Consider the following 26,999-nt stretch of genomic DNA (forward strand, 5'->3'; position numbering starts at 1 on the left):
GTGGAAATGTCGCATTTCCTTAATAATTCGCGCGAAATGCCGCCAACAATCGCCTCAACAGCGACATTGGCGTCAACCGCACTACGGTAAGCTGGGGCGTTTCCAGGGCGCGCAGATCCACCGGATCGGCGGCCGCGAACATCGCCATGCCCGCCAGCGTCGAAAACCCCGGCGTGGCATGCGCCTCCGGCAAAGCCGTCAGCCCGCGCGGACGCCCCACGCGCACCGCCCTGCCCAGCGCCTGTTGCGCATAATCGGCGATACCGTTCAGGTCCGCGCCGCCGCCGGTCAGCACAATCTGGCGCCCGACCGGATCGTCGAAGTTCAGCTTGCGCAACTCCTTCTGAATTTCCTCCATCAGCCGGTCGAGCCGCTGCCGGATCACCGCGATCAGTTGCGCACGGGTAATCCGGTTTGCCTCCGCGCCCTCCTCTTCCGAAATCGGGGCAATGTCGATCATGTCATGATTGTCGCGCGGGCTCATATTGGCGGAGCCGTAGAAGCATTTCATCCGCTCGGCCTGCGCACGTTTGGTGCCGAAGGCGCTGGCAATGTCATCGGTGATATCGGACGCCCCCATCGGGATCGACGCAAGCCCGGTCAGCATTCCGCCGGAAAAGACCGACACATTGGTCACGCCAGCCCCGATTTCGATCAGCGCCACGCCAAGCTCCCGCTCCTCTTCCGACAGGCAGGACAGGCCGGTCGCCAGCGGCGAAGCGACGATCGAGCGCACCTCCAGATGCGCCGAACGCACGCACAGGTCCAGATTGCGTACCGGCGATCCGTCGGTGGCGACGACATGGATTTCAACGCCCAGCCGGTCGGCGTGCAGCCCAAGCGGCTTTTTCACCCCCGCCAGCCCGTCCAGCGCATAGCGGGTCGGCTGCGCATGCAGCACCATGCGGCCATTGGGATCGATGGCGTTACGCCCGGTCTTCAACAGATGGTCGATATCCGACTGTTCGACCCGGTGGCCGCCCAGATCGACCTCCAGCTTGACCAGATCGGAAATCAGGCCGCCCGCCGAAAAGCTGACCCAGACATCCTCGATATTGAAACCGGCAATGCGTTCGGCCTGCTCCACCGCTTCGCGCACGGCCAGTTCGGTCATGCCCATATCGGCGATATAGCCGCGCTTGACGCCCTTGCTCTCACGCTGACCGGTGCCCAGCACCACCAGTTCGTCGCCATCGCCCTTTTGCGCGATCATCGCGCAAACCTTGGACGAACCGATATCCAGAACCGTGATGACGCCATCGGGTGCCGTCTTAGCCATCGTACCGCCCCTTGTCCGCTCGCTGAAAGATCATGCGTCCGCTCCGCCCGATTGCGACGCATTGCCGGTATCGCCTGTTTTATTATCCGCTTCCGGGGTCTTTGCGCCATTGGGGATGGTACGAATCGCATCGCCCGGCATCCTGACCACCAGTCTGGTCGGATCGCGCATGTCGAAATAGAGATAGCCCTTGCCGAGCAGCCCTTCCATCCCGTCCAGCGCGGCGAATTTGGCCAGCATCCGTTGCGCCACGGCCAGTCCTTCGGGCAGTTCCAGCTTCTCGCCGGTGTTGAAGGTCAGATCCCAGCGCCGGTTGCCGATCCACGTCGCCGCCTTCACCCGCGGCTTGAGCGCAGGCGCGGCCTCCATCAGCTTCTGATAATCGGGCGCCTGCGCATTCGCACCATCGCCGATCAGCAGCGGCAGGTCGGGCATCTTGTCGGGCGACACCGGCTGCAACAGCACACCCTTGGCATCGACCAGCATCAACTGCCCGTCATATTGCCAGATCGCCGCCGGTTTGCGCTCGACGATATCGATGACCAGCTTGTCGGGCAGGCGGCGGGACACACGCGCATCCTCCACCCAGCCGTAATTGAGCAGGCGGTTGCGAACCTCCGACAGATTGACCAGCGGCATCGCCTGCGATTGCTGGTCCAGCGCCATGGCATAAACCGACATGCGATCCATCCGGTGCAGGCCCTTCACCTCGATCTGATCGACGCGCAGCCCCATCTTGCCCAGCCCTTCGGCCGCCGAAACATACGCCGCCTGCGGCAGGCGCAGCCAGGTCGCCCCGGCGATCGCCAGCGCCGCCACGCCCAGAAAGATGGCCCAGGCGATGATCCGGTGCAGCGTATGTTCGCTCACCGGCAGCGCGGCCACCGTGCGATCGAGGATCGAGGCGCGTTTGGCCCGCGATTTTTGCGGGCGACGGCGCGGTTTCACCGTGCGCCCCCGCTGCTGCGAAGGGCTGCGTCGGGTGGCCGCGCGGCTCATACCGGCGCCTCTTCATCTGCGTCGTGCATCGCCTCTTCCACGATCCGCCCCACCAGATCGGCATAGGAAATGCCCAGATGCTTCGCCTGTTCGGGCACGAGACTGAACGGCGTCATCCCCGGCTGGGTATTCACTTCCAGCAGGAACAGCCCTTCCACACCCTGCGTATCATCCCAGCGGAAATCCGCGCGCGACGTCCCCTTGCAACCGAGCAGGCGGTGCGCCTCCACCGCGATCCGGCAACAGGCATCGGCAATGTCCGCCGGAATGTCCGCCGGACAAATATGGTCGGTCAGCCCGTCGGTATATTTGGCGGTGTAATCGTAAAAGCCGCTCTTGGGTTTCAGTTCGGTGACGCCCAGCGCCTGATCGCCTAGCACTGCGGTCGTCAGTTCGCGCCCGCGAATGAACGGTTCGGCCAGCAGTTGCTCAAATTCCTGCCACGGTCCCGTCGCATCGCGTGCAATCGGATTGCCGGTATTGCCTTCGTCCGTGACGATGGCGACCCCGACCGACGACCCTTCATTGACGGGTTTCAGCACATAGGGGCGTGGCAGCGGATCGCGCGCATACAGGCTTTCGGTATCAACGATCCTCCCGCCCGGCATGGGGATACCGTGCGGCACCAGCGTCTGCTTGGTAAGCTGCTTGTCGATCGCGATGACAGAGGTTGCCATGCCCGAATGGGTATAGCGCAACCCCATCAGGTCGAGCATCCCCTGCACGCGCCCGTCTTCTCCGGGCGTCCCGTGCAGCGCGTTGAACACCAGATCGGGCTTCACCTCGGCCAGCCGCTGCGCAACATCGCGATCCATATCAATGCGCGTCACCCGATGCCCCAGCGATTCCAGCGCATCCGCAATGCCCTTGCCGGACATCAGCGACACGTCACGCTCCGCCGACCATCCGCCCATCAGCACCGCGATGTGGAGCTTATCCATGATGTTCCCCCACCCGCTGAATTTCCCATTGCAGCTCGATGTCCGACTGCGCCTTCACCCGGCGGCGCACTTCCTCGCCCAGCCCCTCGATATCGGCGCTGGTCGCGTTGCCGAGGTTGAGGAGGAAGTTGCAATGTTTCTCGCTCACCTGCGCATCGCCGATCTGCAAGCCCCGACACCCGGCGGCATCGACCAGCGCCCATGCCTTGTGCCCGTCCGGGTTTTTGAAAGTGGAACCGCCGGTACGGCTGCGCAGCGGCTGCGACGCCTCACGTTCGGCGGCGATACGGTCCATCTCCGCACCGATGGTCGCCGGGTCGCCGGGGGTTCCCCGAAAGGTTGCACTGACCACGATCGCACCGTCGGGCAACTCGGAATGGCGATAGGAATAGCGCAGGTCCGCCGCCTCCAGCGTCCGGCGCTCGCCCGAACGCAGCACCACGTCACAGTTCAGCAGGATGTCGCTGACCTCGCGCCCATAGGCTCCGCCGTTCATCCGCACGAAACCGCCGACCGTACCGGGAATGCCGCGCAGGAATTCCAGCCCCGCAATTCCCGCATCGCGCGCTTTCGACGAGACCAGGATTCCCGACGCGCCGCCGCCGCAGCGCATCGTCACAATATCGGGCTGCTCGACCTGCGCAAACGCCTTGCCCAGCCGCACCACGACCCCCGGCACACCGCCGTCGCGCACGATCATGTTGGACCCCAGCCCCAGCGCCATCACCGGCACGGCCGGATCCAGTTCGCGCAGGAACCCGGCCAGATCGTCGGCATCCTTCGGCTCGAACAGCCAGTCGGCACTGCCGCCCGACTTGAACCACACCAGCGGCGCCAGCGGCGCATCGGGCGTCAGCTTGCCGCGCACCATGGGAAGGGTATCCGCCATGCTCACGCCGCCGCTTCCGTGCGCACCGACGCGATCGCATCGGCCAGTCCCGCGGCCCATTTGGTAATGTCGCCCGCGCCCAGACAGATCACCTGATCGCCCGGCCGGATCATGTCCGCCAGCCGCTGCGCCAGATCGTCGGCACCGTCCACGGTCGCGACCGAGCGGTGCCCGCGCCGCCGGATATTGGCGACAAGCGTTTCGGCATCGACGCCCTCGACCGGCTGCTCTCCGGCGGCATAAACGGGCGTCACCAGCACCGCATCGGCATCGTTGAACGCCTGTGCGAAATCGTCCATCAACTCGCCCAGCCGTGAATAACGGTGCGGCTGCATCACCGCGATGACGCGCCCCTGCCCGCCTTCGCAGGCCGCAGCGAGCACCGCGCGGATTTCCACCGGATGATGGCCGTAATCGTCGATGATCGTCACCGGCGCGCCTTCACCGGCATCGACCTCGCCGACCTTCGTGAACCGCCGTTTCACCCCGCCGAACCGCGCAAAGCCGTTGGCGATGACGGCATCGTCGCAGCCCAGTTCGATCGCCACGCCGATGGCGGCAAGCGCGTTCTGGACATTATGACGTCCGGGCATCGGCAGTTCGATGCCTTCGATCGTGCGCGTCTCGCCATCGCGGTCGCGCACCATCACGTCGAAACGATTGCCGCCCGGCACCGGCGTTACATTGACGCCGCGAATATCGGCCTGCCCGGCAAAGCCATAGGTGACGATCCGCCGGTCGCGCACGCGCGGGATGATCGCCTGCACCTCCGGGTGATCGAGGCACAGCAGCGCCGCGCCGTAAAAAGGCACATTCTCGACAAACTCGATAAAGGCATTCTTCACCGCATCGAACGAGCCGTAATGATCGAGATGTTCGGGATCGATATTGGTGACGACCGCAAACGTGCCGTCGAGGCGCAGGAAGCTGCCGTCGCTTTCATCCGCCTCGACCACCATCCAGTCGCTGTCGCCCAGCCGCGCGTTGGACCCATACTGGTTGATGATCCCGCCGTTGATGACGGTCGGATCGATCCCGCCCGCGTCCAGCAGCGCCGCGACCATGGAGGTGGTCGTCGTCTTGCCGTGCGTGCCCGCAATCGCAACGGTCGATTTCAACCGCATCAGTTCGGCCAGCATCTCCGCCCGACGCACCACCGGGATACGCCGTTCCAGCGCCGCTTCGACCTCCGGATTGCCGCGCTTGACCGCCGTGGAGGTCACCACCACCGCCGCATCGCCCAGATTTTCGGGCTTGTGGCCGATGGCAATCGGAATGCCGTAATCGCGCAGGCCCTGCACGACATAGCTTTCGGCGATGTCCGATCCCTGTACGCTATAGCCCAGATTGTGCATCACCTCGGCAATGCCCGACATGCCGATGCCGCCGATGCCGATGAAATGGATGGTGCCGATATCGGTCTCAACGCCGCGCATCAGTCCGCCCCTCCGGCCACGGCCATGCCGGTCGTACCGCCGCCGATACGCTCGACCAGATCGGCCAGATCGCGTGCCGCATGCGGACGCCCGCACTGGCGCGCGCGCCGGGCGGCGTTTTCTAGCCCGACCGTATCGAGGCCCAGCCGCTGAATCTGCTTGGCGAGTTCGGTGGGCGTGAAGGCAGGCTGCGGAATCGTGCGTGCGCCGCCCGCCGCCGTCATCTCCTTCGCATTGGCGGTCTGATGGTCGTCGGTAGCGATCGGCAGCGGGATCAGAATCGCAGGCCGCCCCGCCGCCGTCAGTTCGGCGATAGTGGAAGCCCCTGCCCGTGCAATCACGATATGCGCCCAGCCAAGCTGTTCGGGCATATCCTCAATATACGTCGCAATGTCGGCGGGGATGCCATGCTCGGCATATTTGGCGCGCACCTGATCGATATCCTCGATCCGCGCCTGATGCGTTACCTGCATCCGGCGGCGGAAATGGACGGGGAGCAGCGCCAGCCCGTCGGGCACGACCTGACTCAGGATGCTCGCGCCCTGACTGCCGCCCGTCACCAGCACGCGAAAAATGCCGTCTTCCTCCAGCAGCGGATAGGGCCGCTCGCGCAGCGCCAGCACCGCTTCGCGCACCGGATTGCCGACCAGCACCGCCTTTTGCATATGCTTGTGCTTCAGCCGCGCGACTTCCTCATACGATGTGGCGATCGCATCGACCTTGCCCGACACCAGCCGGTTGACGCGGCCCAGCACCGCATTCTGTTCGTGAATGACGGTCGGCACCTTCATCCTGAACGCCGCCAGCAGCGCGGGCAGCGCCGGATAGCCGCCGAAGCCGATCACCGCTGCGGGCTTGAAACTGCGATAGAGCTCCATCGCCATCGCCCGGCCCTTGCGCACCTGACTGATGCCGCGCAGCCAGCCCATCGGATTCTTGCCGAATCGCCCGGCGGGCAGGACATGGGTCTGCACATCCTCGAACAACCCCGGAAAGCGCACACCACGGTCGTCGCTGACCAGCGCGACACTATGCCCGCGCCGTCGCAACTCCGCCGCCAGCGCGGCCGCGGGCACCATATGCCCGCCGGTGCCTCCGGCCGCCAAAACATAGTGTCGGGAATGTTCGTTCATGCCTTCCATCCGGTCTTGTAAGAAGATCGGCTGAGATACGGGTTTCGCCGCGTGAATGCGAGCAGCAGTCCCATCCCGATCGACAGCGCAATCATCGACGATCCGCCATAGCTGATAAACGGCAGCGTCATCCCCTTTGACGGCGCAATGCCGATATTGACCGCGATGTTGATCATCGCCTGCACGCCGAATTGCGAGGCAAGACCGGCGGCCGCCAGCACCCGGAACGCATCCTGTTCATCCAGCAGGCGGACAAAAACGCGGGTGACCAGCGCGAAAAAGAGGATTGCGATAACGGCGCAGGCGATCAGGCCGAACTCTTCCCCCACCACGGCGAAGATATAGTCGGTATGCGCTTCGGGTAAGCGGAACTTCACCGTTCCCGCCCCCGGCCCCCGACCGGTAATCCCCCCTGCGGTCAGCACGTCATGCGCCATATCCATCTGATAGGTATCGGCGGCATTCCCCGCGGCATCGGGAAACAGGAAGCTGTCGATACGCGCGCGTGCCGTGCCGTAAAAGAAATAGGCCGCGACAACGCCGCCCAGCCCCATCACGCCCAGCAGCGCCAGCATCTTCGGCGAAACGCCCGACAACAGCACCAGGATCAGCCAGACAAGCCCGAACACCATCGTCTGCCCGAAATCGGGCTGCAACATCAGCAGCACGCCGACAATCGCGGTCATGCCCAATGTAATGACCGTCACCGGCAGGTGTTCGTCCTTGGCGCGGAACGACAGGATCCATGCGATCGTGACGATGAAAAAGGGTTTCAGGAATTCGGACGGCTGAAACTGCGCGATACCGACACCCAGCCAGCGATGCGCCCCGTTCACTTCCACCCCGATGAACGGCACCGCCGCCAGCATCACCAGAAACGCGGCCGCGCCGACAATCGCCAGCCGACGCGCCGCCTTTATCGGCAGCATCGACACGACCAGCATCACCGGGATCGACAATGTCACCCACAGGACCTGCCGCCAGAAATAGAACATCGGCGGAATATGGTGCGACGCATCCGAATAGCGTTCGGCCGAAGCCGGGGATGCCGCCGCCACCGCCACCAGCCCGATGGCGATCAGTAGCAGCGCGATCAGCAGCAGCACACGGTCGATATCGCGAAACCAGGCCCCGATGGGCGAACGGCTCGCGCGGCCCAGTTGCTGCTCGACGCGCGCCTTCATGCTCGACGTTTGCGGCTCTTTGCGCAGATAGTCGGTCATCGCAACGCCTCCACCGCCTTGCGGAACGCTGTTCCGCGCGCTTCGAAATCGCGAAACTGATCGAACGAGGCACAGGCGGGGGAAAGCAACACGGTATCGCCGGGTTGGGCACGCTCGGCAGCCGCTTTTACCGCACGCTCCAGCGTCTCGCATGGCTCCACCGGCATGTCGGGTGCCAGCACGTCGGCAAAGCGCGGTCCCGCCTGCCCGATCGTATAGGCGCAGCGGACATGACCGAAACCGGGGCGGCAGGGTTCCAGCCCGTCGCCCTTTGCCTGCCCGCCGACGATCCAGTGAATACCGTCGAACGCCGCCAGCGCGGGCGCGGCGGATTCGGGATTGGTCGCCTTCGAATCGTTGACGTAGCGCACGCCGCGCACCATCGCGACCGTCTCCATACGATGCGGCAGGCCGGTAAAGCTCTCCAGCCCGCGATCGATCGCCCATTGCTCGATGCCCAGCGCTTCGCACACCGCAATGGCCGCCAGCGTATTCTGGGCATTGTGCGGCCCTTGCAGGGCAGGCCATTTCGACTGGTTCATGCACACGCCCGGTGCGATCTTGGTCAGATGCTCGCCGCGTACCGACAGCGACCGGGCAATTTCGTAGGACGGCGTATCGCCGATCCCGATTACCGCCGCGTGATCGGGCGACTGCATCGCGAACAGCCGCGCCTTCGACGCCGCATAGGCCGCGAAATCTTCATACCGGTCGAGATGATCGGGCGTGATGTTGAGCAGCACCGCGACATCGCAATCGAGGCCGGTCGTCAGGTCGATCTGATAGCTCGACAGTTCCAGCACATAGACGCCCCCTTCCGGCAACGGCTCCTGCGACAGGATCGGCAGACCGATATTGCCGCCCATCAGGCTGGGCACGCCTGCGGTTTGCAGGATGTGATGGACCAGCGCGGTGGTGGTCGACTTGCCGTTGGTGCCGGTAATGCCGACCACGCGATGCGGCGGCAGGTCGGCGCGCGCCTGTGCGAACAGTTCGATGTCGCCGATGAGGGGAACACCCGCGTCGCGTGCTTTGGCTGCTATCGGATGGCGGTTGAGCGGCACGCCCGGCGACACCACGACCGCAGCGAACCCGGCAAGGTCGAGTTCCATCGGATCGGCCAGCGTTGCGCCCTGCACTTCTTCCCGGCGTTCGGCATCGCCGTCCCATGCGAACACTGCCGCCCCGCTCGCCGCCAGCGCGCGCACCGTCGCCGCGCCCGAACGTGCCAGCCCCAGCACCGCATAGCGTTTGCCGCGCCAGCTTCGGCTCGTAATCACCGCAGCTTCAGCGTCGACAGACCGGCGAGCGCCAGCACGAAGGCGATGATCCAGAAACGGATGACGACCGTCGGCTCGCTCCAGCCCAGTTGTTCGAAATGATGGTGGATCGGCGCCATCTTGAACACGCGCTTGCCGGTGCGCTTGTAGAAGAACACCTGAATGATGACGCTCATCGCCTCGACCACGAACAGGCCGCCGATGATGCCCAGCACGATTTCATGATGCGCGACGACCGCGATGGTGCCCAGCGCGCCGCCCAGCGCAAGGCTGCCCGTATCGCCCATGAACACGGCCGCGGGCGGCGCATTGAACCACAGGAACGCCAGTCCCGCCCCCATCATCGCGCCGCAGAAGATCGCCAGATCGCCCGCACCCGGCACATGCGGAATGCCCAGATAATCGGCGAACTTCACATTACCCGCCAGATAGACGATCACCATGAACGCCATCGACGCGATGATGACCGGCATGGTCGCCAGCCCGTCCAGCCCGTCGGTCAGGTTCACCGCATTGCCGAATGCAACGATCGTGAACGCGGCGAAGATGATATAGAAATAGCCCAGATCGATCGACACGCCCGAAAAGAACGGCACATACAGCTCGGTGCCCGTCTGGCGGATGATGAGCCATGACGCCAGACCGGCGATCACGAATTCTGCCAGCAACCGCACCTTGCCGGACACACCGGCGGTGCTCGCCTTCTTCACCTTGTCGTAATCGTCGAGGAATCCGATCGAACCGAAACCCAGCGTCACGAACAGGCATGCCCAGTCGAACGGATTGCTCAGATCCATCCATAACAGGATCGCCAGGGTGAGCGAGGTCAGGATCATCAGCCCGCCCATGGTCGGCGTACCCCGCTTGGCCAGATGGCTTTGCGGCCCGTCGCTGCGGATCGGCTGTCCCTTGCCCTGACGCACACGCAGCCAGCCGATAAAGCGCGGCCCGATGATCAGGCCGATCAGCAGCGCCGTCGCAATCGCCCCGCCGGAGCGAAAGCTGAGATAGCGAAAAAGATTGAAAACGCCCGGAAAGCCCAGATATTCGGCAATCAGGTAAAGCATTATCCCCTTCCCGCCAGCGCCGAAACGACCGACGCAAGCCCGATGGCATTGGAACCCTTGATAAGCACGGCGTCGCCCGGCGTCAGTTCCGCCGTCAGTCGATCGCGCGCCGCCGCTGCGTCGGGCACATGGACGAAATCGACGCGCCCCTCAAGCGCATTCGCAAGCGCCGTCATCTCCTCGCCCACCAATATGGCGCGCACAACGCCCGCTTCGTCGACGGGATCGGCCAGAGCCGCATGATAGGCCGCACTTTCGCTGCCCAGTTCGCGCATATCGCCCAGCACCGCCAGCTTGCGCCGTGCCGGCTCCTGTCCTAGCACCGCCAGCGTTGCCCGCATCGAGGACGGGTTGGCATTATAGCTTTCGTCGATGACCAGCGCCTCGCCGCCGTCCAGCGCGACTTTCAGCCGCGCGCCCCGTCCGGCAAGCCCGCCGAAATCGGCAAGCGCCAGTCCGGCCAGCCCCAGATCGGCACCGACCGCATCCACCGCCGCCAGGATCGCCAGCGAATTGGAAACCCAATGCGCGCCGGGCTGGCGCATCGTGTAGCTGAGTTCATGCTCGCCCAGCCGTGCCGTCACGAACGTACCCCCTTCCGGTACGCGCATATGCTCGATCGCGCGCACATCTGCGCCTTCGTTCAATCCGAACGTGACGATTCGCGCGGCATGGGGCTGTGCGGCGGCGATCAACCGGTCGCGATGCGGGCTGTCGAACGGCACGATGGCCGTACCGCCGGGTTCAAGCCCCTGAAAAATTTCCCCCTTGGCATCGGCAATCGCGCTTTCGTCCTTGAAGAAGGCGGTGTGCGCGGGCGCAATCGCGGTGACGATGGCGACATGCGGCCGCACCAGCCGGGTCAGCGCCGCCAGCTCACCGGCATGATTCATCCCCATTTCGAAAATGCCGAAACGAGTTGCGGCGGGCATGCGCGACAGGCTGAGCGGCACGCCGGTATGATTGTTATAGCTTTTGACCGAACGATGCGCGGCACCGGGATCGCACCGGTCGAGCGCCGCGAACAGCGCCTCCTTCGTCCCCGTCTTGCCCACCGATCCGGTCACGCCGATAATCTTGGCGTCCGTGCGTGCCCGCGCCGCTACGCCAAGGGCATTAAGCGCCGCCATCGTATCGGCAACCCGGACATGCGGATGTGCGGTTGCATCGCTCACCACCGAACCCGCGGCACCGCGATCGAACGCCGCGTCCAGGAAACGATGCCCGTCGGTCACTTCGCCCTTCAGCGCAAGGAACAGATCGCCCGCGCCGACCTCACGGCTGTCGAACGTCACGCCGTTTACGGTGAAATCCGCGTTCGCCGAGCCGCTGGCGGCTTCGGCAATCGCTGCGGAGGTCCATAGCGGTTCGCTCACGCCGCCACCTCACGCGCAACGCTCACATCGTCAAAGGGCAACACCATGTCGCCGACGATCTGGCCCTGCTCATGCCCCTTGCCCGCCACCAGCACGATATCGCCGCTTTCGGCCTCTCCGACGGCTTCGGCAATCGCTGCGCGGCGGTCGCCGATTTCCCGCGCCTGAGGAACGCCTTTCAAAATCATCGCGCGGATCGCCGCTGCATCTTCCCCGCGCGGATTGTCATCGGTGACGATGGCGAGATCGGCATCGGCCGCCGCCGCCTGCCCCATCGGCTCGCGCTTGCCCTGATCGCGGTCGCCGCCCGCGCCGAACACCACGATCAGCCGCCCGTCGACATGCGGCTTCAACGCCGCAATCGCGGCTTCCAGCGCGTCGGGGGTATGGGCATAGTCGATATAGACGGGCGCACCGGCCCGCGTAATCGTCGCCCGCTCCAGCCGCCCGCGCACCGGGGCCAGCCGCGACAGATTGGCAAGCGTGGTCGCCGCGTCGCCGCCGGTGGCGATTACCAGCCCGGCCGCCGTCAATGCGTTGGCGGCCTGATACGCCCCGATCAGCGGCAGGGTCACCCGATACTCCTTCCCGTCCGCCACGATCCCCAGTTGCTGGCCCAGCAGCGTCGGCTCGCGCGATATCAGCCGCAGCGTATCGCCATGCTCGCCCACCGTCACCAGCCTGTTGCCGCGTGCGCGTGCCAGATCGATCACCCGGTCGGAATGCGGGTCGTCCACCCACACGACCGCCGTGCCCTTCGGATCGAGCACTTCCGAAAACAGGCGCAGCTTGGCGGTGAAATAGGCCGCCATGTCGCCATGATAATCCAGATGGTCGCGCGACAGGTTGGTGAAGGCCGCCGCCGTCACCGACACCCCTTCGCTGCGATATTGCGACAGGCCGTGGCTCGATGCCTCGAACGCCGCATGTGTCACGCCTTCGCGCGCCAGCCCGGCCATGTTCGACAGAAAGGTAACAATATCGGGGGTCGTCAGGCCGGTCTTGACGCTCTCCTGCGCCGTACTGACGCCCAGCGTACCGATCGACGCGGCGGAATGCCCGGCCATCCGCCAGAGCTGGCGCGTCAGTTCGACCGTGGATGTCTTTCCGTTCGTGCCGGTAACGGCGGCCACCGTTTCGGGAAAGGGTGCAAAAAAACGCGCCGCCAGATGGGCAAATCTTTCCCGCGGACGCCGGTCGGCGATATGCACCGCGCCTTCAACCTCCGCTTCGGGCCGCGCGACCACGGCAATCGCACCGCTCGCCACCGCCTGCGGGATGAAATCCTCACCATTCACGCGCGCGCCTTCGAACGCGCCGAATATCGTGCCGGGCGCCACCTTGCGATGGTCGATGGCAAAGCCGGTGACGGTTTCGTTTTCAGATCCCTCGGTCAGTGTCCCCAATTTCATTGCGTCGATGCCACTTTGGTTTCACTCGCTCCGTCGGTGCTTCCGGGTCGATGCCACAGAAGCGGGGTCAGGTCCGACACATCAATATCGCGATGCATGCTCGGCGTAACCCCCAGCATCGATCCCACGCGCGTAATGACATGCGATGCAACCGGCCCCGCCGTCCATGCAGCGGTAGTGAAACCATAGGTACTGGCGTTGCCGACCGGTGCCACCAGCGTAGCGATGACGACATAGCGCGGATTATCCATCGGAAAGACCCCGGCAAAGGTCGAAACGTTGCTATGCTTCTCATACCGTCCGTTATTAGCGATTTCCGCCGTGCCGGTCTTGCCGCCGACCCGATAGCCGGGTGCCGCAGCCTTGCGCCCCGTGCCGTCGAGGACGACCAGTCGCAGCAACTGCCGCATCCGGTCGCTGGTGGCTTGCGAAAATACGCGCTGCCCCTTCGCCGCATGGCCGGGCGCCACCTTCAACAGTGTCGCCGGGCGCCAGATGCCGCCATTGACCAGCGCGGCATAGGCGGTGGCAAGCTGAATCGGCGTAATCGCGATGCCGTGACCGAACGCCGTCGTCATCGTCGTCGTCCGCCCCCAATAGGTCGGCCAGAGCGGCGGCATCTTTTCCTCGATCTGGATTTGCGATTCCTGATCGAAATGCAGCTTGTGGAAGAGCTGCTTCATCTTGTCCTCGCCCATCAGGTCGGCGATGCGCGCCGTCGCGATGTTCGAGGAATAGATGAGGGTTTCGGGAATGTTCAGCCAGCGGCGCTGTTCATCGCCGGGATCGTCATGAATGGTGAAGCGACCGACCTTCAGCGGCTTGGTCGCGTCAAACCGCCGCGCCATCGACGTGACGGTACCGGTGTCGATCGCCTGCGCCATGGCCAGCGGCTTGAACACCGACCCCAGTTCATAGCGCGCCTGCGTCACATTGTTGCGAAGCTCCGCCTGCGTCGCGTGCTTGATGTCATTGGGGTTGAAGGTCGGCAGCGACGACATGGCGATTACTTCGCCGGTATGGACGTCGAGCACGATGCCCGCTGCCCCTTCCGCCTTGAACTCGGCCATGGCGGAGGACAATTCGCTTTCCATCGCCGCCTGAACCCGTGAATCGATTGAAAGTTCGACCGGATCGGCCCGCTTGTCGGGATCGGTCAGCCGCGCATCCAGCGAACGCTCTATCCCCCGCAATCCATGCCCGTCGGCGCCGACAAAGCCCAGCACATGCGCCGCCAGCGTGCTTTGCGGGTAAAGCCGCTCCGGCTCCCGCCCGAACGCAATGCCCGGCTCACCGATGGCATTAACCCGTTCGACCGTTTCCGGTAGCGCCCGACGTGCCAGATAGGTGAACGGCACATCCAGATTCAGCTTGCGATAATACCATGCCGCATCATGCGCGGGCAGCACATTTGCCAGTTCTTGCGCCAGTTGCTGCTTGTCGCCGATCACCTTGTCGGGATGCACGCCGATCGACCAGCCGTCGATTGTCCGCGCAAGCGGCGCGCCGTTGCGATCGAGGATATCGGCGCGCGCGGGCACATAGCGCCCGTCGATCGCACCGGAATGATAGGGTTCCGCCGAAAAGGCAAGCTGGGTCAACCGCCCGAGGATGAGCACCGCGCCCGCCAGGAACAGCAGCAGCAACACCATCAGGCGCATATGCGCCGTCGTCACCAGCGTCTGACGATCCGCGCGTTCAGATGGGGAAACAAGGACGATCAACGCAGACCAGCCTCCATTTTCGCGCCCTTCATCAGATCACCCAGCGTGGAATCGCTCAACAGTTTGCGGTCCAGCATGGCAACCTTTTGCTGGGTCGCCTGCACGGCAGGTACGGCAGAGGACGCCGTCGGCCGGGAATCGGTTACAGCCGCAGTCTGAATTCTGGCTTCCGGTTCCTTCTCGTGGATCGCCGATGCGGGCGCTGCAATCGCGGAGGGAGCATCGGCACCATCGGTCAGCACCGGCGCCCTGGGCACGATCAGCGCAGCCACCTGAACATCTCCCTTGCCGAATTGTCCCGAATCCAGTTCGGCCACACCCTGCGCGCCGGGGTCCAGATACTGGTCGGGCGTCGGTGCGGCAAGCGCGAACAACTGACCGTTCCAGCGTTCAAGCTGCGCCATATTCGCGCGCGTCTTGAACTCGGTGTCCAGGTCGCGAATATCCTTGCGCGCATCGACGATCGAACGCTGCACCGAATCCAGCCGCGCCCGCTCCGCCGCCACCCGCGACGTTACCAGATAACAGCTCAGCGCCACGATCAGGCACCCCAGCAACCATCCGAATCCCTTGAACCCCTGGGCAGCCATCATTCTCCTCCCTTGCCGTGCCAGGCCTGCGCCGCCGTCCGCCGGGCAGCGCGCAATGTTGCGGAGCGCGCACGCGGATTGCGCGCCACCTCCGCCTCACCCGGCCGCACCGCACGCGCCGGGTTTTCGAAACTTGCTTCGCGAACCGGTTCGACCGCAGGGCGATGCCGCGATCCCGCCGACACCTTGCCCGAGCGTTCGCGCAGGAACCGCTTGACGATCCGGTCCTCCAGACTGTGAAAGCTGACCACCGCCAGCCGCCCGCCGGGCTTCAGGCAGCGTTCCGCCGCTGCCAGCCCGTCGGTCAGTTCGTCCAGCTCGCGATTGAGATAGATACGCAGCGCCTGAAAACTGCGCGTCGCCGGGTCTTTGCGGTCGTGCGGACGATATCCCAGCGCCTTGCGAATGACGTTCGCCAGTTCCAGCGTCGTCGTAATCGGACGTGCCGCGACGATCGCCCGCGCCACCCGGCGCGAGCGCGGCTCCTCGCCATATTGATACAGCACGTCGGCGATCAGCGCCTCATCCGCCTGATTGACGAAATCGGCGGCGGTCTCCCCCGACTGACTCATCCGCATGTCGAGCGGCCCTTCGGCCTGAAAGGAAAAGCCCCGCTCCGCCCGGTCAAGCTGCATCGACGACACGCCGATATCCATGGTGACGCCATCGACCGGCAGCAGGTCGCGTCGCGCCAGCTCTTCCGCCATCGCAGAGAAAGGTGCCTCGATCAGCGTCAGCCGCCCTTCGGCCTCCGCCACCAGCGCCTGCCCTTCGCGTACCGCATCGGGATCGCGGTCGAACGCGATCACCTCCGCGCCGCTGGCCAGCATCGCGCGCGTATAGCCGCCCGCGCCGAACGTCGCGTCGACGTGCCGCTCACCGGGAACGATATCGAGGGCGGCGAGCACCTCATCCAGCAGCACCGGAACATGGGGAGCGACGACCGTCACAGCGCAATCCCCTTTTCCGCCAGCAGGAATTTGCACAGCGACACCAGGCGCGGTGATGCGCCGTCATAGGAAAGCAGCGTTGCCGGGTCCCAGATTTCGATTTCCTTGCCCGCACCGACGAACAGGGCGTGTTTGCCGATATTGGCGTGGAACCGCGGAAAGCCGCTCAGGATGAAGCGGCCACTGCTGTCATATTGATAATAATCGGCACCCATCGCGGCATCGCGAATCATATTGTCGGCATCGACCGCCCGGTCCTCGGACAGAGCGGCCGCGCGCGCCTCCGCCTCACGCACGCGCGCCTCTCCCTGATCGAAATCATAGGCGAGGATGCAGGGTGCCCGCGAATGCGCACTGATGATGAACTGCCGCGCGATTTTCGACCCCGGCTCCGCATTGCAGTTGCGTTCGAGCGTGGCGCGCAGGGTGGCGGGGATGGCGACACGACCCTTGTCGTCCACCAACTGCAGCCCATTGCCGAAATAGTTGCCCCGTTCTGCCACGCTTCGCCCTTTTTGGCGCACAAACTCCCCGCTTCCGCCGGACGACCATCGTCGCCCGACGACGTCATGTTGTCGGAAGCTGGGAATCCGTCCCCGTTGTCTAAAGCGTTAACCTAACCCCCCTGGGAACTCAATGGGAGAATACGGGAAATTAGGGTAATTACCCCCACTTTTATGGGCAAAGCAGGTATGTTTTTATTTTGTTCTGCGCGCTGTACGTAGTTTTGCTGATGGGGAAGAGGCGTTCGCCTGCGCCCGGACGGGATAGCGTGGGATGAGATGGGAACGGATGACGTCAAACCGGGACGACTAACCGAGCCGGATCGCTTCAGGCGACGCGTGCCAGCTTCAGCAGGCGGCCAGCCGCATCCATCATCCGATGTCGGATCAGGCCGAATGACCGCGATGGGGTGGTTTGCCGAAAGGCAGTTTCTGGTTGGAGAAGATTGTAAGTTGACGAAAGGAGAGCGATGTTGTCGGCGCTTTTGGGAGAACGGGTTTGCGTCCAATATCAATCCAGTGGTTCGACAGGCTGTTTCTATCAGGACTCACCCTTGAACTTGTCCTAAGAATTATCCGCGCGCGCGACTGGTTGCATATATCTCATACAGGAAACGCCCTACTATTCACTGGAGTGGAGATATCCTATTTTTTGATTATGTGCGGGTTTTGGATAGCGATATCCCGATACCATAGTAAAATCGGCAAGTGGACGTTGCCGATATTGCTCGCCACCATTCCAATCGGGATTGCAATGACAGCAGTCCGTCCTGGTGCGATATTTAATCATATCAACCTTGCAAGCGTCATGTTTGTGATTGTGAGACCGCTTCTCTACATCACAGCAACTATCATGCTTTTCCGACCCGATGCAGAAACTTGGTTTTCAGATTACTGGCGCGCTTCCTCCACGCTGGGGGTGTCGGCTAACGAGCTTACTGAAAATCAAGATGAATGGCGAAAATTGAGGCGATAACCGTCACCCCTCTTTAGGGGCCGCCCATAACTTCGGACGATCAAACCCCGGCCCCACCTAATGCACTTTCGAGCTGTCTTTTTGCTGCTCGGCGGAAATCTGGCTGGCGATCTTGTTGGTGCCGATCGGTTCCATGGCGGACGCGCCGGGTGCCGCACCCAGTTCCGCCAGCGGCTCGTCGGTTTTCTTGCCGGTGTCCGCCGTATCGACGGTGTTGCCGGTCACCGTCATGTTCGCCACGACATCGGATTTCGAAGAGCCGACTGTCGCCACGCTTTGCGTGTCCCCTGCCGACCGGAAAACCGCGCTGCCCGCCGCGATCAGCACGAGCACCAGCGCAAGCCCGGTCATACCGACCCGGACCCGCTGCACCACCTGTGCGCTTTCCTGTTTGGGATGCTCGATCACTGCGGGGCAATCTATGCCCAAAGGGCGCGGCTGTCGATACGGTCAGTCGCGCTCCGGCAGCGGCAGACCTTTCGCTTCCAGCCATTCGGGATTATAGAGCGTTGAAAGATAACGAAATCCGGTATCGCACAGGATCGTCGCCACCCGGCTTCCCGGCCCCAGTTTCCGGGCCAGTTGCACCGCTCCCGCGACATTGATGCCGGAGGAAAGGCCGAGGCAAAGTCCCTCCTCATCCAGCAAGCGACGCACCCAGTGCAGCCCGTCCTCATCCGAAATACGGAATTGCGTATCGACGGGCGCGCCTTCCAGATTGGCGGTGATCCGCCCCTGCCCGATCCCCTCAGCCACCGAAGATCCTTCGGATTTCAGTTCGCCACAGGCATAATATTCGTACAGCGCCGCCCCGAACGGATCGCTGAGCGCGATGGTGATGCGCTCATCCTTCTGCTTGAGGCCCAGCCCGACACCCGCAAAAGTGCCGCCGGTGCCGACCGCGCAGGTAAAGCCGTCGATCCGCCCGTCCATCTGTTCCCAGATTTCCTCCGCCGTGCCGACGATATGCGCGCGACGGTTGGCGACATTGTCGAACTGATTGGCCCAGATCGCATTTTCCGTCTCTTCCGCGATCCGGCGAGAGGTGTGGACGAAATGGCACGGGCTGGCATAGGGCGCGGCGGGCACCAGCACCAGTTCGGCGCCCAGCGCGCGCAGCGTGTCCATCTTCTCCCGGCTTTGCGTTTCGGGCATGACGATGATCGTCCGATACCCCTTGGCATTGGCGACCAGCGCCAGGCCGATACCGGTATTGCCCGCCGTGCCCTCGACGATCGTGCCGCCGGGACGGATCAGGCCGCGCGCCTCGGCATCCTCGACGATGAACAGGGCGGCACGATCCTTTACCGACGCACCGGGATTGGTGAATTCGCACTTGGCGAAAATTTCCGCACCTGCGGCTTCGCTGGGGCCTTTCAGGCGCACCAGCGGCGTATTGCCGATCAGGGCGAGCGTATCTTGTGTCACTTGCATGGGCCATAGATAGGGGGCGATCCCCCCGCCCGGCAAGCAAGCGCTGCTGTCAGCGTATCAACCGCCGGTTGCAACGCCCGCCCGGTGCAGATGCGGCCCCAGCCGCCCGCTGAGCGCCAGAAAGAACATGCGATAATCGCTGACCAGCGACCAGAGCGGATAGGTAAAGGTCGCGGGCCGGTTTCGTTCGACGCGAAAATGCGCCACCCAGGCAAACCCATATCCCGCCAGCGGCACCGCGATCCACCACCAGCTCCCGTACAAAATCGCCAGTGCCGCAAACAGAAACGTCAGTGCGGTGCCGATATAATGCAGCCTGCGCGTCGCGGGCTTCGCATGTTCGCGCAGATAATAGGGCCAGAAATCGGCATAGCGGGTGATGGTCCGGGCCATGCGACCTTCATACGCCCTTTCGAAGGCATTGTCGCGATTGCGGCGGCCGTCGATTTGTTCTACACTTGTTCCCGTTTTCACGCTGGACTCGCGGCATCCCGACCATGGCCGACCTTACCCTGCCCCCGCGCCCGTTGCGCTGGCTGTTTCTGGACCTCAACAGCTATTTCGCCAGCGTTGAGCAGCAATTGCAGCCTGCCCTGCGCGGGCGCCCGGTGATCGTCGCGCCGGTGGACAGCGACACCACCGTCGCCATTGCGGCGTCGGTGGAGGCGAAACGCTATGGCATTTCGACCGGAACCCCGGTGTGGGAAGCGAAGCGCAAATGTCCGGACCTGATCGTCACCTCTGCCCGGCACAATCGCTATGTCGAATTTCATGAGGCGATCCTTGCGGAAATCGAAAACCACATCCCGGTGACGAAGGTCTGCTCGATCGACGAAGTCGCCTGCCGCCTGCTCGATAACGAAAACGCACCGGATCAGGCAATCGCGCTGGCGCGACGGATCAAGGCGGGCATTTGCAGGCAGGTGGGCGAACGGCTGACCAGTTCGGTGGGCATCGCCCCCAACCGCCTGCTCGCCAAGCTGGCGTCCGACATGCAGAAACCCGACGGGCTGGTGGTGCTGACCGCCGATCAACTGCCCGACCGGCTGTTTTCGCTTCGCTTACGCGATATTGCCGGAATCGGTGCGAAGATGGAGCGGCGGCTGGCGCGCGACGGCGTGCTCGACATCCGCCAGCTTTGTGAGCGCCGCCCGCGCGACGCGGGAACGGCATGGGGCGGCACCAATGGCGACCGGCTCTGGTATCTGCTGCACGGCGTCGACCTTCCCGAAAAGCCGACGCAAAACCGCACCATCGGGCACAGCCATGTGCTGAGTCCGCAAAAGCGCGGGCTGGAATCGACCCGGCTGACCGCCCGCCGCCTTGCGCTGAAGGCCGCCAGCCGGCTTCGCCGCAAGGGCTATCGCTCCCGCCTGCTGGTCCTCCATGCGCGCTTCGAACAGGACAAGACGCGCTGGCACACCAGTATCCGGATGCCCGTGACACAGGACAGTTTTGCCATTCTTGGCGCGCTCAACATGCTGTTTCCCCGTCTGGCCAAGGCAGGCGGAGAAAAGCCCGGCGGATTTCAGGTCCGGATGGTCGGCGTCACCCTGTGCGAAATCGAACCGGTGAACGGGGAACAGGGCTCGCTGTTCGGCGCACTAGACCCCGACGATCCGCTGGCCCGCGACACCCGCACCTTATCCCTCAGCCGGGCGATGGATCGAATCAACGAACGATTTGGCCGCCATGCCGTGTCCGTCGGGCCGCTGCACGGAGGCAGGATCGATCGGGTGGGAACGAAAATCGCTTTTGGCCGTATTCCAGAAGCCCATGAATTCCATGAATAATGCGCGAGAAAGGTTATCGCTACCACTCGCGTCGCAACATGAAGGGACTATCCTTGCGCTCTACTGTCTTGACGATTCCTGCTGCATACGCGAAGCAGCATTCCGTTATGAAAAAGCTCATCCTGCCCCTCCTCGCCGTGGCAGCGGCTGCCCCCCTGGCCGCCTGTCACAAGAATCAGCCCCAGGTTGTCGATCCGCGCGGTCCCGATCCGCAGGCCGCCGCATTGCAGAACGCTGCAAAGGTGGAACTGCCGCCCGCGATCAGCTCCAGCGTCACTTTCCGGTGCAGCGACAATACCCTTGCCTTTGTGGATTTCTTCCAGGGTGGCAAGCAGATCAATTTCTCCACGGATAAGAGCGAGCCGCCGACGCATCTGACCTCCGACACCGACGGCGGCCCCTGGGCCAACGACACGCTGAAGGTTTCCGGCACAACCAAGAAGATCACCTACACGAAGGGCGACAAGTCGCTGACCTGTAAGGCCTGATTTTCTTTTCATCGCAAAATGGGCGGCGCAAGCGATTGCGTCGCCCTTTTTTATGTCGCCTATGCGCTGCGACAACATGCAGGGACTTGCGCCGATGCGGCATAAGGAGAAGATACGCACCATGCACGGTCCGGACCTGCTCGACCCCAATCTTGTTCTGCGCGCCTATGCGATGGGCGTGTTTCCGATGGCCGATCACCGCGATGCAGGCAGCGTCTATTGGGTGGAGCCCAAACAGCGCGGGATTTTACCGCTGGACCGCTTTCATCTGTCGCGTTCGCTTCGCAAGACGATCGCCCGCGACCGGTTCACCGTCACCGCGGACAAGGCATTCGACCGGATCATTACCCTATGTGCGGAGGCAGCCGCCGACAGGCCGGACACCTGGATCAACGGGGCGATCGAGAAGGTATTTCTGCGCCTGCACGACAGCGGACATGCGCATTCGATCGAATGCTGGCAGGACGGTGAACTGGTCGGCGGTCTGTACGGGCTGGCGCTGGGGCGGGCCTTTTTCGGTGAAAGCATGGTCAGCCGTGCGCGCGATGCATCGAAAGTGGCACTGGCGTGGCTGGTCGCACGGCTGAAAGTCGGCGGATATCGCCTGCTCGATTGCCAGTTTCAGACGGATCATCTCGAGTCGCTTGGGGCGGTCGAGATTCCCCGCGACGATTACATGCTGTTGCTGGCCGACGCGCTGGGCACTGCCGACGGCGAAGACCCGGCAGCAGGCGTGGCGGATGATTCATTGCCATCCCCCGATTTCTTCAGGCTGGACGCGCTGGCGGGTGCGGCCGGTTGCGGCGCATTCAATGCGGCATCGTCCGAACCGCCCTTGGGGAAAGACATTGCACAGCTTTTGGGCCAGACATCGTACACCGGATCCTGAACGACGTTCAGCGCCGGACGCTCCTTATACAGCCACCCCGAAAAGACGCGTTTCCAGTGCTGGTCGGGCTGCTGCACATCGACCTGCACGAATGCACCGGTATAGTCTTCCGGTTCCCACGGCGCCGTTTTCTCGCAAGCACGCAATCGGACGATCACATCGCCCAGCCGAACCGCCTGCCCCGGTTTCAGGGTGATGTCGCGGCTGTCGCCGGTCCGTTTGTTGAGGACGCCGAGTACCGCGACCCGGTCCTTCATCGGCGTTGCACCGCGATTGGGGTTGTTCTGCCCATCGACATCGACCGTCACGACATCGCCTGTGCCCGCTGTATGATCGAGTGCCGATTCGTCGGCATTCGGCACGACCGAGGTAAAGGTCGATTCGTCTTTTTGGCGATCCCCGGAAAAGCCCCAGAACCAGATGCCCGCAGCCGCCAGCAAGGCCACGACGATGCCGCCGCCGGCCAGCAGCCATTTTCGACTCATGCGTCGGGGTTCCACGCCTCATAATCGCCGGTGGCGCGAACACGATGCCCGCCCGCCTCAAGCGCGCCGGGCGGGCGATAGGCAAGTGCCGTACCCGTCATGTTCGGAACAGCCGGCTTTTCCCAGCTACGCTGCGGCGGCCCCGATTCGTCGGGGGTTCCTTCGATATGGTGATGCAGCCAGCTAAACCATTCCGGCGGCACCCGGCTGGCATCGTTCGAACCCTTGTAGATCACCCAGCGGCGCGGGTTTCCGGCGGTATCCTTGCCGCCTTCATAATAGACATTGCCGAGCGAATCCTCGCCGACACGCTTCTTGCCACGCAGCCCGAGCATGGTTCCCCAGCTCGCGCCGTTCCACCAGGTAAACGGATTGATATTGATGCCCATGGCCTGCGCGATTACCCCGGACGACGCCGCTGGGCAATGCCCGGCTTGCGCTTATCGCAGCAATTTTTTGCAACCAGCCGGTCCGGATCGACGCAAATCAGTCTTTCGACAGGCTCCATTCGACCCGGTCGCCCGTGGCGATGCCCAGTTCGGCGCTCTTGCCGCCGCTGATTTCCAGAACCGCGCTTACCGGTTCACCGGAACTGATCGGGGTCTGATCGAAGGGAACCGCGTTTTCGGCAATCTTCGCAATGGTGCGATCGGGGCGGATGAACAGGATGTCGAGCGCGCTGGGCGTGTTCTTCATCCAGAATGCCGCCATTTTCGGTGTCCCGCCATCGGGCGGATAGGGCGCAAACAACATCCCCCCGTCCGCCGGAATATCGGTGCGGTACATCAGCCCGCGTTCCTGCGCAGCGGCGGTGCGGGCAACATCGACGTGAAAAACCTGTTCGCCGCCTGCTGTGGTAATGGTGACGGTCGCCCGACCGGTCTGCTCAGCCGTAACGGCGGCATGATCGGCCTGACCGCTATTGTGGCACCCCGACAACAGCATCACCATCGCCGGACCAAGGATCGAGGCGAAACGGTATCGCATCGTGCGTGCGCTACGCTGCCTCGACGGCAACCGCCAGCGGCCCCTTCTCCCCATCGACCACCCGTGCCTGCAACGGCTGGTCGGGCTCGACCTCTTCAATCCCGGCGGCGCGCAATGTCTCAATATGCACAAAAATGTCGCCGCTATCATTGGGGCGAACCAGAAAGCCATATCCTTTCAGTCGGTTGAACCACTTTACTGAAACCGGTTCGAATGGCCCTGCCGCTTCGATCAGCCGCACCCGGTCGGAACGATCGGCATGGTCGCGTGCATGCGGCTCCACCGCGTCGCTCAAATCGATCGAAAGGATTTCCCGCGCCTGATAACCGCGCCTCCGTTCCACCGCGACGCATTCCACCCGCGCACCTTCCGGAAGGCTGCGGCGGCCATGCTGCTGCAATATCGAGAAATGGATAAGGATATCGCCGACGGTCGGATCATCGGCCACGACGAAGCCGAAGCCCCGCGTGACATCGAACCATTTGACGACGCCATGGTGCACCGCACCATCGGCCCCGACTTCCGTTTGCGAGGATGCGCCGTCGCCATACTCTACTGGCGCGCGCTGTATATCGGCACGCATGATCCTGTTTCCCCCTGTGATTTCTGTATCACAGCATTGCCCGCTTCGCCAAGATATACGGCACTTTCATGCGTAATTTTCATTCCTGTAAGCAGGAAAGGTCCGCGCCTGGTGCCGTCTGGACGATTTTTCGGGCCAGCGCATAGTCATGCCCGGCCCGCACCATAGCGGCGATTTGCCGCTGTTGCCGGTCTCGCTCCGCTGCATCGTCGGCGAACGGACCGATACGGCGGCGGCGCGCAAACGCCAGCGCCGCGTCCATCGCCCGCGAGTCGATTTCCGGCACGAGCGCATCCGCATCGACCGATTCGATTCCGTAATGATGCAGGGCGGACGACACGCGCCGCGCTCCATATCCCCGGCGCGCCATTGCGGCGGCCTTAGCTTCTGCAAAGATCCGGTCGTTCACATAGCCCAGTTCCGCCATCCGCTCGACCAGCGCGGCAATGACCGTATCGACGCTTTCCTCTTCCGTTCCGCGCTCGCGTACCTTACGGGCCAGATAGGCGGACAGTCTTGCGCGCGTGGTGGCGTATCGCTCCACATAGCGCAGGGCCAGTTGCTCCAGTGCATCAGCGTTCAGTGGCGGTGCGGGTTTACGGGTTCTGGCCATGCGCCATGATTATGCCACACTGACAGTGGATTTTGAACGCTGATGCGCAGCACGGAGTATTGATGGACTCCATGCCTGCACCGGAAATCCGGGATGAAACAGATAATGAATGGTGATGTCGCAACTATGACGATTGCAGAAATGGACGAAGACGGGGTTGTACGGCCAACGCCTACGCAGGACAGCCTGCCCCGTCGCTTTGCCGATTTCGATACGCTCGGCGATGCACTCGATTATGCTGCACAGGGCGTGCGCGGCCTGAATTTTCACGATGCCCGCGGCCGGTTGCTGCAACCCTATTCCTTCGCCGAGCTGCGTCAGGATGCACTGGCGCAGGCCTATCGCCTGATCGCCGCCGGGGTGCAGCCCCAGGACCGGATCGCGCTGATCGCCGAAACCGGGCAGGATTTCGCCAGCCTTTTCTTCGGCGTGATCTATGCGGGTGCCTGGCCGGTACCGCTGCCGCTTCCTACCAGCTTCGGCGGAGCGCAATCCTATATCGACCAGTTGAAGGTGCAGTTGCAGAGCTGTGACCCCAAGATGCTGTTCTACCCGGCGGAACTGGCCGGGATGGCCGGCGAAGCCTCGCATGTGGAAAATGTCGAAGGCATCGATTTCGAAAGCTTCGGTGCGCGTGAGGCGGTGGAGGCCCCCCTGCCCCAGGCAAAGACCGACGATATCGCCTATCTGCAATATTCCAGCGGCTCGACCCGCTTCCCGCACGGCGTCGCGATCACCCATCATGCGCTGCTCAACAACCTCGCGGCGCATAGTCACGGGATGGAACTGGTCGAAGACGACCGCTGCATTTCCTGGCTTCCCTGGTATCATGATATGGGGCTGGTCGGCTGTTTCCTGTCGGTCGTCGCCAATCAGGTCTCGACCGACTATTTGAAGACCGAGGATTTTGCGCGCCGTCCGCTGGCCTGGCTCGATCTCGTCACCCGCAACGAAGGCAACACCATCTCTTATTCGCCGACCTTCGGCTATGATATTTGTGCGCGCCGCATGTCGAGCCAGACCAGGGCATCCGACCGGTTCGACCTGTCGCGCTGGCGTATCGCGGGCAATGGCGCCGACATGATCCGGCCCGATGTGATGCAAAGCTTCGTCGATGCCTTTGCCGATGCAGGTTTTCCGGCCTCCGCCTTCCTGCCCAGCTATGGCCTTGCCGAAGCGACGCTGGCCGTATCCATCATGCCGCCGGGCGAAGGCATTCAGGTGGAACTGGTCGAGGAAACCCAGCTTTCCGGCCAGCAGCATATGGACGACCGTCCGCAACGCTATCGCGCGATCGTCAATTGCGGCAAGCCGGTGCGCGACATGACCGTCGAAATCCGAGAGGAGGACGGCACCCCGCTGCCCGAAAAGGCGATCGGTAAGGTCTGGTGCAAGGGGCCGTCGGTCATGGTCGGCTATTTCCGCGATCCCGAATCGACCGCAGCCTGCATGAAGGACGGCTGGCTCGATACCGGCGACATGGGCTATATTTCCGAAGGCTATATCTACATTGTCGGTCGCGCCAAGGACATGATCATCGTCAACGGCCGCAACCACTGGCCGCAGGATATCGAATGGGCGGTGGAACAGCTTCCGGGGTTCAAGGCAGGCGATATCGCCGCTTTCGCCATCACCACGCCGGGCGGCGAGGAAACGCCTGCGGTGCTGGTCCAGTGCCGCACGTCGGATGAGAGCGAACGCCTGCGCCTGCGCGACGACATTCGCGACCGGGTACGCTCCGTCACCGGCATGAACTGCGTGATCGAGCTGATACCGCCGCGCACCCTGCCCCGCACCAGTTCGGGCAAGCTGAGCCGCGCAAAGGCACGCAATCTCTACCTCGCAGGCGAAATCAAGCCCTACGATATCGCCGCCTGATTTTCTGGACGGCCCGCGGCAAAAAATAATCCGCTGCGGGCCATCTCCTAACCATCCGTAAACCTGACCCC

The 26,999-nt window shown here is 63.4% G+C and carries 27 protein-coding genes and 1 pseudogene; 5 read left to right on the forward strand and 23 right to left on the reverse strand.

The genetic code is table 11. From position 1 onward, the window contains the following. Positions 1-19: 19 nt before the first annotated feature. The 15 genes from ftsA to FHR23_RS16735 are packed head-to-tail and all read right to left on the reverse strand — an operon-like array spanning position 20 to position 16,802. Entirely contained in the window at positions 20-1,279 is a 1,260-nt protein-coding gene (gene ftsA, locus FHR23_RS01395; protein WP_184001150.1) for a cell division protein FtsA, read from the reverse strand. Positions 1,280-1,309: 30 nt separating this feature from the next. Then, positions 1,310-2,278 carry a cell division protein FtsQ/DivIB gene (locus FHR23_RS01400; RefSeq protein WP_184001151.1) on the reverse strand — a complete coding sequence of 323 codons (969 nt, stop codon included), beginning with the start codon at positions 2,276-2,278 and terminating at the stop codon, positions 1,310-1,312. After that, entirely contained in the window at positions 2,275-3,219 is a 945-nt protein-coding gene (locus FHR23_RS01405) for a D-alanine--D-alanine ligase (RefSeq protein ID WP_184001152.1), read from the reverse strand. The genes FHR23_RS01400 and FHR23_RS01405 overlap by 4 nt, the downstream gene beginning before the upstream one ends. Next, the gene (murB, locus tag FHR23_RS01410; RefSeq protein ID WP_184001153.1) at positions 3,212-4,108 is read right to left on the reverse strand and encodes a UDP-N-acetylmuramate dehydrogenase; all 897 of its coding nucleotides are present in this window, start codon (positions 4,106-4,108) and stop codon (positions 3,212-3,214) included. Before murB ends, FHR23_RS01405 begins: the two co-directional genes overlap by 8 nt. Before the next feature lie 2 nt (positions 4,109-4,110). After that, entirely contained in the window at positions 4,111-5,544 is a 1,434-nt protein-coding gene (murC, locus tag FHR23_RS01415) for a UDP-N-acetylmuramate--L-alanine ligase (RefSeq protein WP_184001154.1), read from the reverse strand. Beyond that, complete coding sequence (gene murG / locus FHR23_RS01420; RefSeq protein ID WP_184001155.1) at positions 5,544-6,677, reverse strand: undecaprenyldiphospho-muramoylpentapeptide beta-N-acetylglucosaminyltransferase; 1,134 nt, start codon at positions 6,675-6,677, stop codon at positions 5,544-5,546. Before murG ends, murC begins: the two co-directional genes overlap by 1 nt. Beyond that, positions 6,674-7,900, reverse strand: a complete 1,227-nt coding sequence (locus FHR23_RS01425; RefSeq protein ID WP_184001156.1) for an FtsW/RodA/SpoVE family cell cycle protein — start codon at positions 7,898-7,900, stop codon at positions 6,674-6,676. Before FHR23_RS01425 ends, murG begins: the two co-directional genes overlap by 4 nt. Beyond that, complete coding sequence (murD, locus tag FHR23_RS01430) at positions 7,897-9,180, reverse strand: UDP-N-acetylmuramoyl-L-alanine--D-glutamate ligase (RefSeq protein ID WP_184001157.1); 1,284 nt, start codon at positions 9,178-9,180, stop codon at positions 7,897-7,899. Before murD ends, FHR23_RS01425 begins: the two co-directional genes overlap by 4 nt. Beyond that, complete coding sequence (mraY, locus tag FHR23_RS01435) at positions 9,177-10,247, reverse strand: phospho-N-acetylmuramoyl-pentapeptide-transferase (protein ID WP_184001158.1); 1,071 nt, start codon at positions 10,245-10,247, stop codon at positions 9,177-9,179. The genes murD and mraY overlap by 4 nt, the downstream gene beginning before the upstream one ends. After that, positions 10,247-11,623, reverse strand: a complete 1,377-nt coding sequence (locus FHR23_RS01440) for a UDP-N-acetylmuramoyl-tripeptide--D-alanyl-D-alanine ligase (protein WP_184001159.1) — start codon at positions 11,621-11,623, stop codon at positions 10,247-10,249. The genes mraY and FHR23_RS01440 overlap by 1 nt, the downstream gene beginning before the upstream one ends. Continuing rightward, positions 11,620-13,035, reverse strand: a complete 1,416-nt coding sequence (locus tag FHR23_RS01445) for a UDP-N-acetylmuramoyl-L-alanyl-D-glutamate--2,6-diaminopimelate ligase (protein ID WP_184001160.1) — start codon at positions 13,033-13,035, stop codon at positions 11,620-11,622. The genes FHR23_RS01440 and FHR23_RS01445 overlap by 4 nt, the downstream gene beginning before the upstream one ends. Then, positions 13,032-14,759, reverse strand: a complete 1,728-nt coding sequence (locus FHR23_RS01450; RefSeq protein WP_246359646.1) for a peptidoglycan D,D-transpeptidase FtsI family protein — start codon at positions 14,757-14,759, stop codon at positions 13,032-13,034. The genes FHR23_RS01445 and FHR23_RS01450 overlap by 4 nt, the downstream gene beginning before the upstream one ends. Then, the gene (locus tag FHR23_RS01455; RefSeq protein ID WP_184001161.1) at positions 14,756-15,352 is read right to left on the reverse strand and encodes a hypothetical protein; all 597 of its coding nucleotides are present in this window, start codon (positions 15,350-15,352) and stop codon (positions 14,756-14,758) included. Before FHR23_RS01455 ends, FHR23_RS01450 begins: the two co-directional genes overlap by 4 nt. Then, on the reverse strand, positions 15,349-16,299 hold the full coding sequence (rsmH, locus tag FHR23_RS01460) for a 16S rRNA (cytosine(1402)-N(4))-methyltransferase RsmH (protein WP_184001162.1): 951 nt from the start codon (positions 16,297-16,299) through the stop codon (positions 15,349-15,351). Before rsmH ends, FHR23_RS01455 begins: the two co-directional genes overlap by 4 nt. Beyond that, positions 16,296-16,802 (reverse strand): division/cell wall cluster transcriptional repressor MraZ, encoded by a 507-nt coding sequence (locus FHR23_RS16735; protein WP_184001163.1) that lies wholly within the window; start codon positions 16,800-16,802, stop codon positions 16,296-16,298. The genes rsmH and FHR23_RS16735 overlap by 4 nt, the downstream gene beginning before the upstream one ends. A gap of 715 nt (positions 16,803-17,517) precedes the next feature. Between FHR23_RS16735 and FHR23_RS16445 the strand changes: the two genes are divergently transcribed. Beyond that, positions 17,518-17,778: a hypothetical protein gene (locus FHR23_RS16445; protein WP_221227317.1), complete on the forward strand. Its 261-nt coding sequence runs from the start codon at positions 17,518-17,520 to the stop codon at positions 17,776-17,778. 57 nt (positions 17,779-17,835) lie between these two features. Here FHR23_RS16445 and FHR23_RS01470 read toward each other — a convergent pair whose 3' ends face one another. Genes FHR23_RS01470 through FHR23_RS01480 form a run of 3 tightly spaced genes read right to left on the reverse strand, consistent with a single transcriptional unit; the run spans position 17,836 to position 19,605 of the window. Next, positions 17,836-18,186, reverse strand: coding sequence for a hypothetical protein (locus tag FHR23_RS01470; protein ID WP_184001164.1), 351 nt, complete (start codon positions 18,184-18,186; stop codon positions 17,836-17,838). A 42-nt stretch (positions 18,187-18,228) separates the two neighbouring features. Beyond that, positions 18,229-19,212 (reverse strand): cysteine synthase A, encoded by a 984-nt coding sequence (locus FHR23_RS01475; protein ID WP_184001165.1) that lies wholly within the window; start codon positions 19,210-19,212, stop codon positions 18,229-18,231. Between the two features lie 57 nt (positions 19,213-19,269). Then, positions 19,270-19,605 (reverse strand): Mpo1-like protein, encoded by a 336-nt coding sequence (locus FHR23_RS01480; RefSeq protein WP_184001166.1) that lies wholly within the window; start codon positions 19,603-19,605, stop codon positions 19,270-19,272. A gap of 104 nt (positions 19,606-19,709) precedes the next feature. Between FHR23_RS01480 and FHR23_RS01485 the strand changes: the two genes are divergently transcribed. The 3 genes from FHR23_RS01485 to aat all read left to right on the forward strand — a co-directional run bounded on the left by FHR23_RS01485 (position 19,710) and on the right by aat (position 22,382). Then, positions 19,710-21,005 (forward strand): Y-family DNA polymerase, encoded by a 1,296-nt coding sequence (locus tag FHR23_RS01485; RefSeq protein ID WP_184001167.1) that lies wholly within the window; start codon positions 19,710-19,712, stop codon positions 21,003-21,005. 107 nt (positions 21,006-21,112) lie between these two features. Then, positions 21,113-21,493: a hypothetical protein gene (locus tag FHR23_RS01490; protein WP_184001168.1), complete on the forward strand. Its 381-nt coding sequence runs from the start codon at positions 21,113-21,115 to the stop codon at positions 21,491-21,493. A 121-nt stretch (positions 21,494-21,614) separates the two neighbouring features. Continuing rightward, on the forward strand, positions 21,615-22,382 hold the full coding sequence (aat, locus tag FHR23_RS01495) for a leucyl/phenylalanyl-tRNA--protein transferase (protein ID WP_184001169.1): 768 nt from the start codon (positions 21,615-21,617) through the stop codon (positions 22,380-22,382). A gap of 23 nt (positions 22,383-22,405) precedes the next feature. On the opposite strand, the pseudogene FHR23_RS16740 reads toward aat, so the two are convergent. The 5 genes and pseudogenes from FHR23_RS16740 to FHR23_RS01520 form a co-directional block, all read right to left on the reverse strand. Beyond that, positions 22,406-22,867: pseudogene (locus FHR23_RS16740) on the reverse strand (DUF2155 domain-containing protein); the annotation flags it as partial. Further along, positions 22,864-23,256: an NADH:ubiquinone oxidoreductase subunit NDUFA12 gene (locus tag FHR23_RS01505; RefSeq protein WP_184001170.1), complete on the reverse strand. Its 393-nt coding sequence runs from the start codon at positions 23,254-23,256 to the stop codon at positions 22,864-22,866. The gene FHR23_RS01505 and the pseudogene FHR23_RS16740, both read right to left, overlap by 4 nt. A gap of 97 nt (positions 23,257-23,353) precedes the next feature. Continuing rightward, positions 23,354-23,854, reverse strand: coding sequence for a DUF192 domain-containing protein (locus FHR23_RS01510; RefSeq protein WP_184001171.1), 501 nt, complete (start codon positions 23,852-23,854; stop codon positions 23,354-23,356). Positions 23,855-23,864: 10 nt separating this feature from the next. Next, positions 23,865-24,437 carry a cold-shock protein gene (locus FHR23_RS01515; RefSeq protein ID WP_184001172.1) on the reverse strand — a complete coding sequence of 191 codons (573 nt, stop codon included), beginning with the start codon at positions 24,435-24,437 and terminating at the stop codon, positions 23,865-23,867. Between the two features lie 79 nt (positions 24,438-24,516). Further along, positions 24,517-25,050 (reverse strand): regulatory protein RecX, encoded by a 534-nt coding sequence (locus FHR23_RS01520; RefSeq protein ID WP_184001173.1) that lies wholly within the window; start codon positions 25,048-25,050, stop codon positions 24,517-24,519. A 126-nt stretch (positions 25,051-25,176) separates the two neighbouring features. On the opposite strand from FHR23_RS01520, the gene FHR23_RS01525 reads away from it, so the two are divergent. Beyond that, on the forward strand, positions 25,177-26,928 hold the full coding sequence (locus tag FHR23_RS01525; RefSeq protein WP_184001174.1) for a fatty acyl-AMP ligase: 1,752 nt from the start codon (positions 25,177-25,179) through the stop codon (positions 26,926-26,928). Positions 26,929-26,999: the final 71 nt, after the last annotated feature.

This window comes from Stakelama sediminis, assembly GCF_014199335.1.
GTDB lineage: Bacteria > Pseudomonadota > Alphaproteobacteria > Sphingomonadales > Sphingomonadaceae > Sphingomonas > Sphingomonas sediminis.

Coding starts and splice junctions, on each gene's coding strand:
- ftsA (WP_184001150.1), bottom strand. CDS start 1,279: ATGGCTAAGACGGCACCCGATGGCGTCATCACGGTTCTGGATATCGGT.
- FHR23_RS01400 (WP_184001151.1), bottom strand. CDS start 2,278: ATGAGCCGCGCGGCCACCCGACGCAGCCCTTCGCAGCAGCGGGGGCGC.
- FHR23_RS01405 (WP_184001152.1), bottom strand. CDS start 3,219: ATGGATAAGCTCCACATCGCGGTGCTGATGGGCGGATGGTCGGCGGAG.
- murB (WP_184001153.1), bottom strand. CDS start 4,108: ATGGCGGATACCCTTCCCATGGTGCGCGGCAAGCTGACGCCCGATGCG.
- murC (WP_184001154.1), bottom strand. CDS start 5,544: ATGCGCGGCGTTGAGACCGATATCGGCACCATCCATTTCATCGGCATC.
- murG (WP_184001155.1), bottom strand. CDS start 6,677: ATGAACGAACATTCCCGACACTATGTTTTGGCGGCCGGAGGCACCGGC.
- FHR23_RS01425 (WP_184001156.1), bottom strand. CDS start 7,900: ATGACCGACTATCTGCGCAAAGAGCCGCAAACGTCGAGCATGAAGGCG.
- mraY (WP_184001158.1), bottom strand. CDS start 10,247: ATGCTTTACCTGATTGCCGAATATCTGGGCTTTCCGGGCGTTTTCAAT.
- FHR23_RS01445 (WP_184001160.1), bottom strand. CDS start 13,035: ATGAAATTGGGGACACTGACCGAGGGATCTGAAAACGAAACCGTCACC.
- FHR23_RS01455 (WP_184001161.1), bottom strand. CDS start 15,352: ATGATGGCTGCCCAGGGGTTCAAGGGATTCGGATGGTTGCTGGGGTGC.
- FHR23_RS01475 (WP_184001165.1), bottom strand. CDS start 19,212: ATGCAAGTGACACAAGATACGCTCGCCCTGATCGGCAATACGCCGCTG.
- FHR23_RS01480 (WP_184001166.1), bottom strand. CDS start 19,605: ATGGCCCGGACCATCACCCGCTATGCCGATTTCTGGCCCTATTATCTG.
- FHR23_RS01485 (WP_184001167.1), top strand. CDS start 19,710: ATGGCCGACCTTACCCTGCCCCCGCGCCCGTTGCGCTGGCTGTTTCTG.
- FHR23_RS01490 (WP_184001168.1), top strand. CDS start 21,113: ATGAAAAAGCTCATCCTGCCCCTCCTCGCCGTGGCAGCGGCTGCCCCC.
- aat (WP_184001169.1), top strand. CDS start 21,615: ATGCACGGTCCGGACCTGCTCGACCCCAATCTTGTTCTGCGCGCCTAT.
- FHR23_RS01505 (WP_184001170.1), bottom strand. CDS start 23,256: ATGGGCATCAATATCAATCCGTTTACCTGGTGGAACGGCGCGAGCTGG.
- FHR23_RS01510 (WP_184001171.1), bottom strand. CDS start 23,854: ATGCGATACCGTTTCGCCTCGATCCTTGGTCCGGCGATGGTGATGCTG.
- FHR23_RS01515 (WP_184001172.1), bottom strand. CDS start 24,437: ATGCGTGCCGATATACAGCGCGCGCCAGTAGAGTATGGCGACGGCGCA.
- FHR23_RS01520 (WP_184001173.1), bottom strand. CDS start 25,050: ATGGCCAGAACCCGTAAACCCGCACCGCCACTGAACGCTGATGCACTG.
- FHR23_RS01525 (WP_184001174.1), top strand. CDS start 25,177: ATGACGATTGCAGAAATGGACGAAGACGGGGTTGTACGGCCAACGCCT.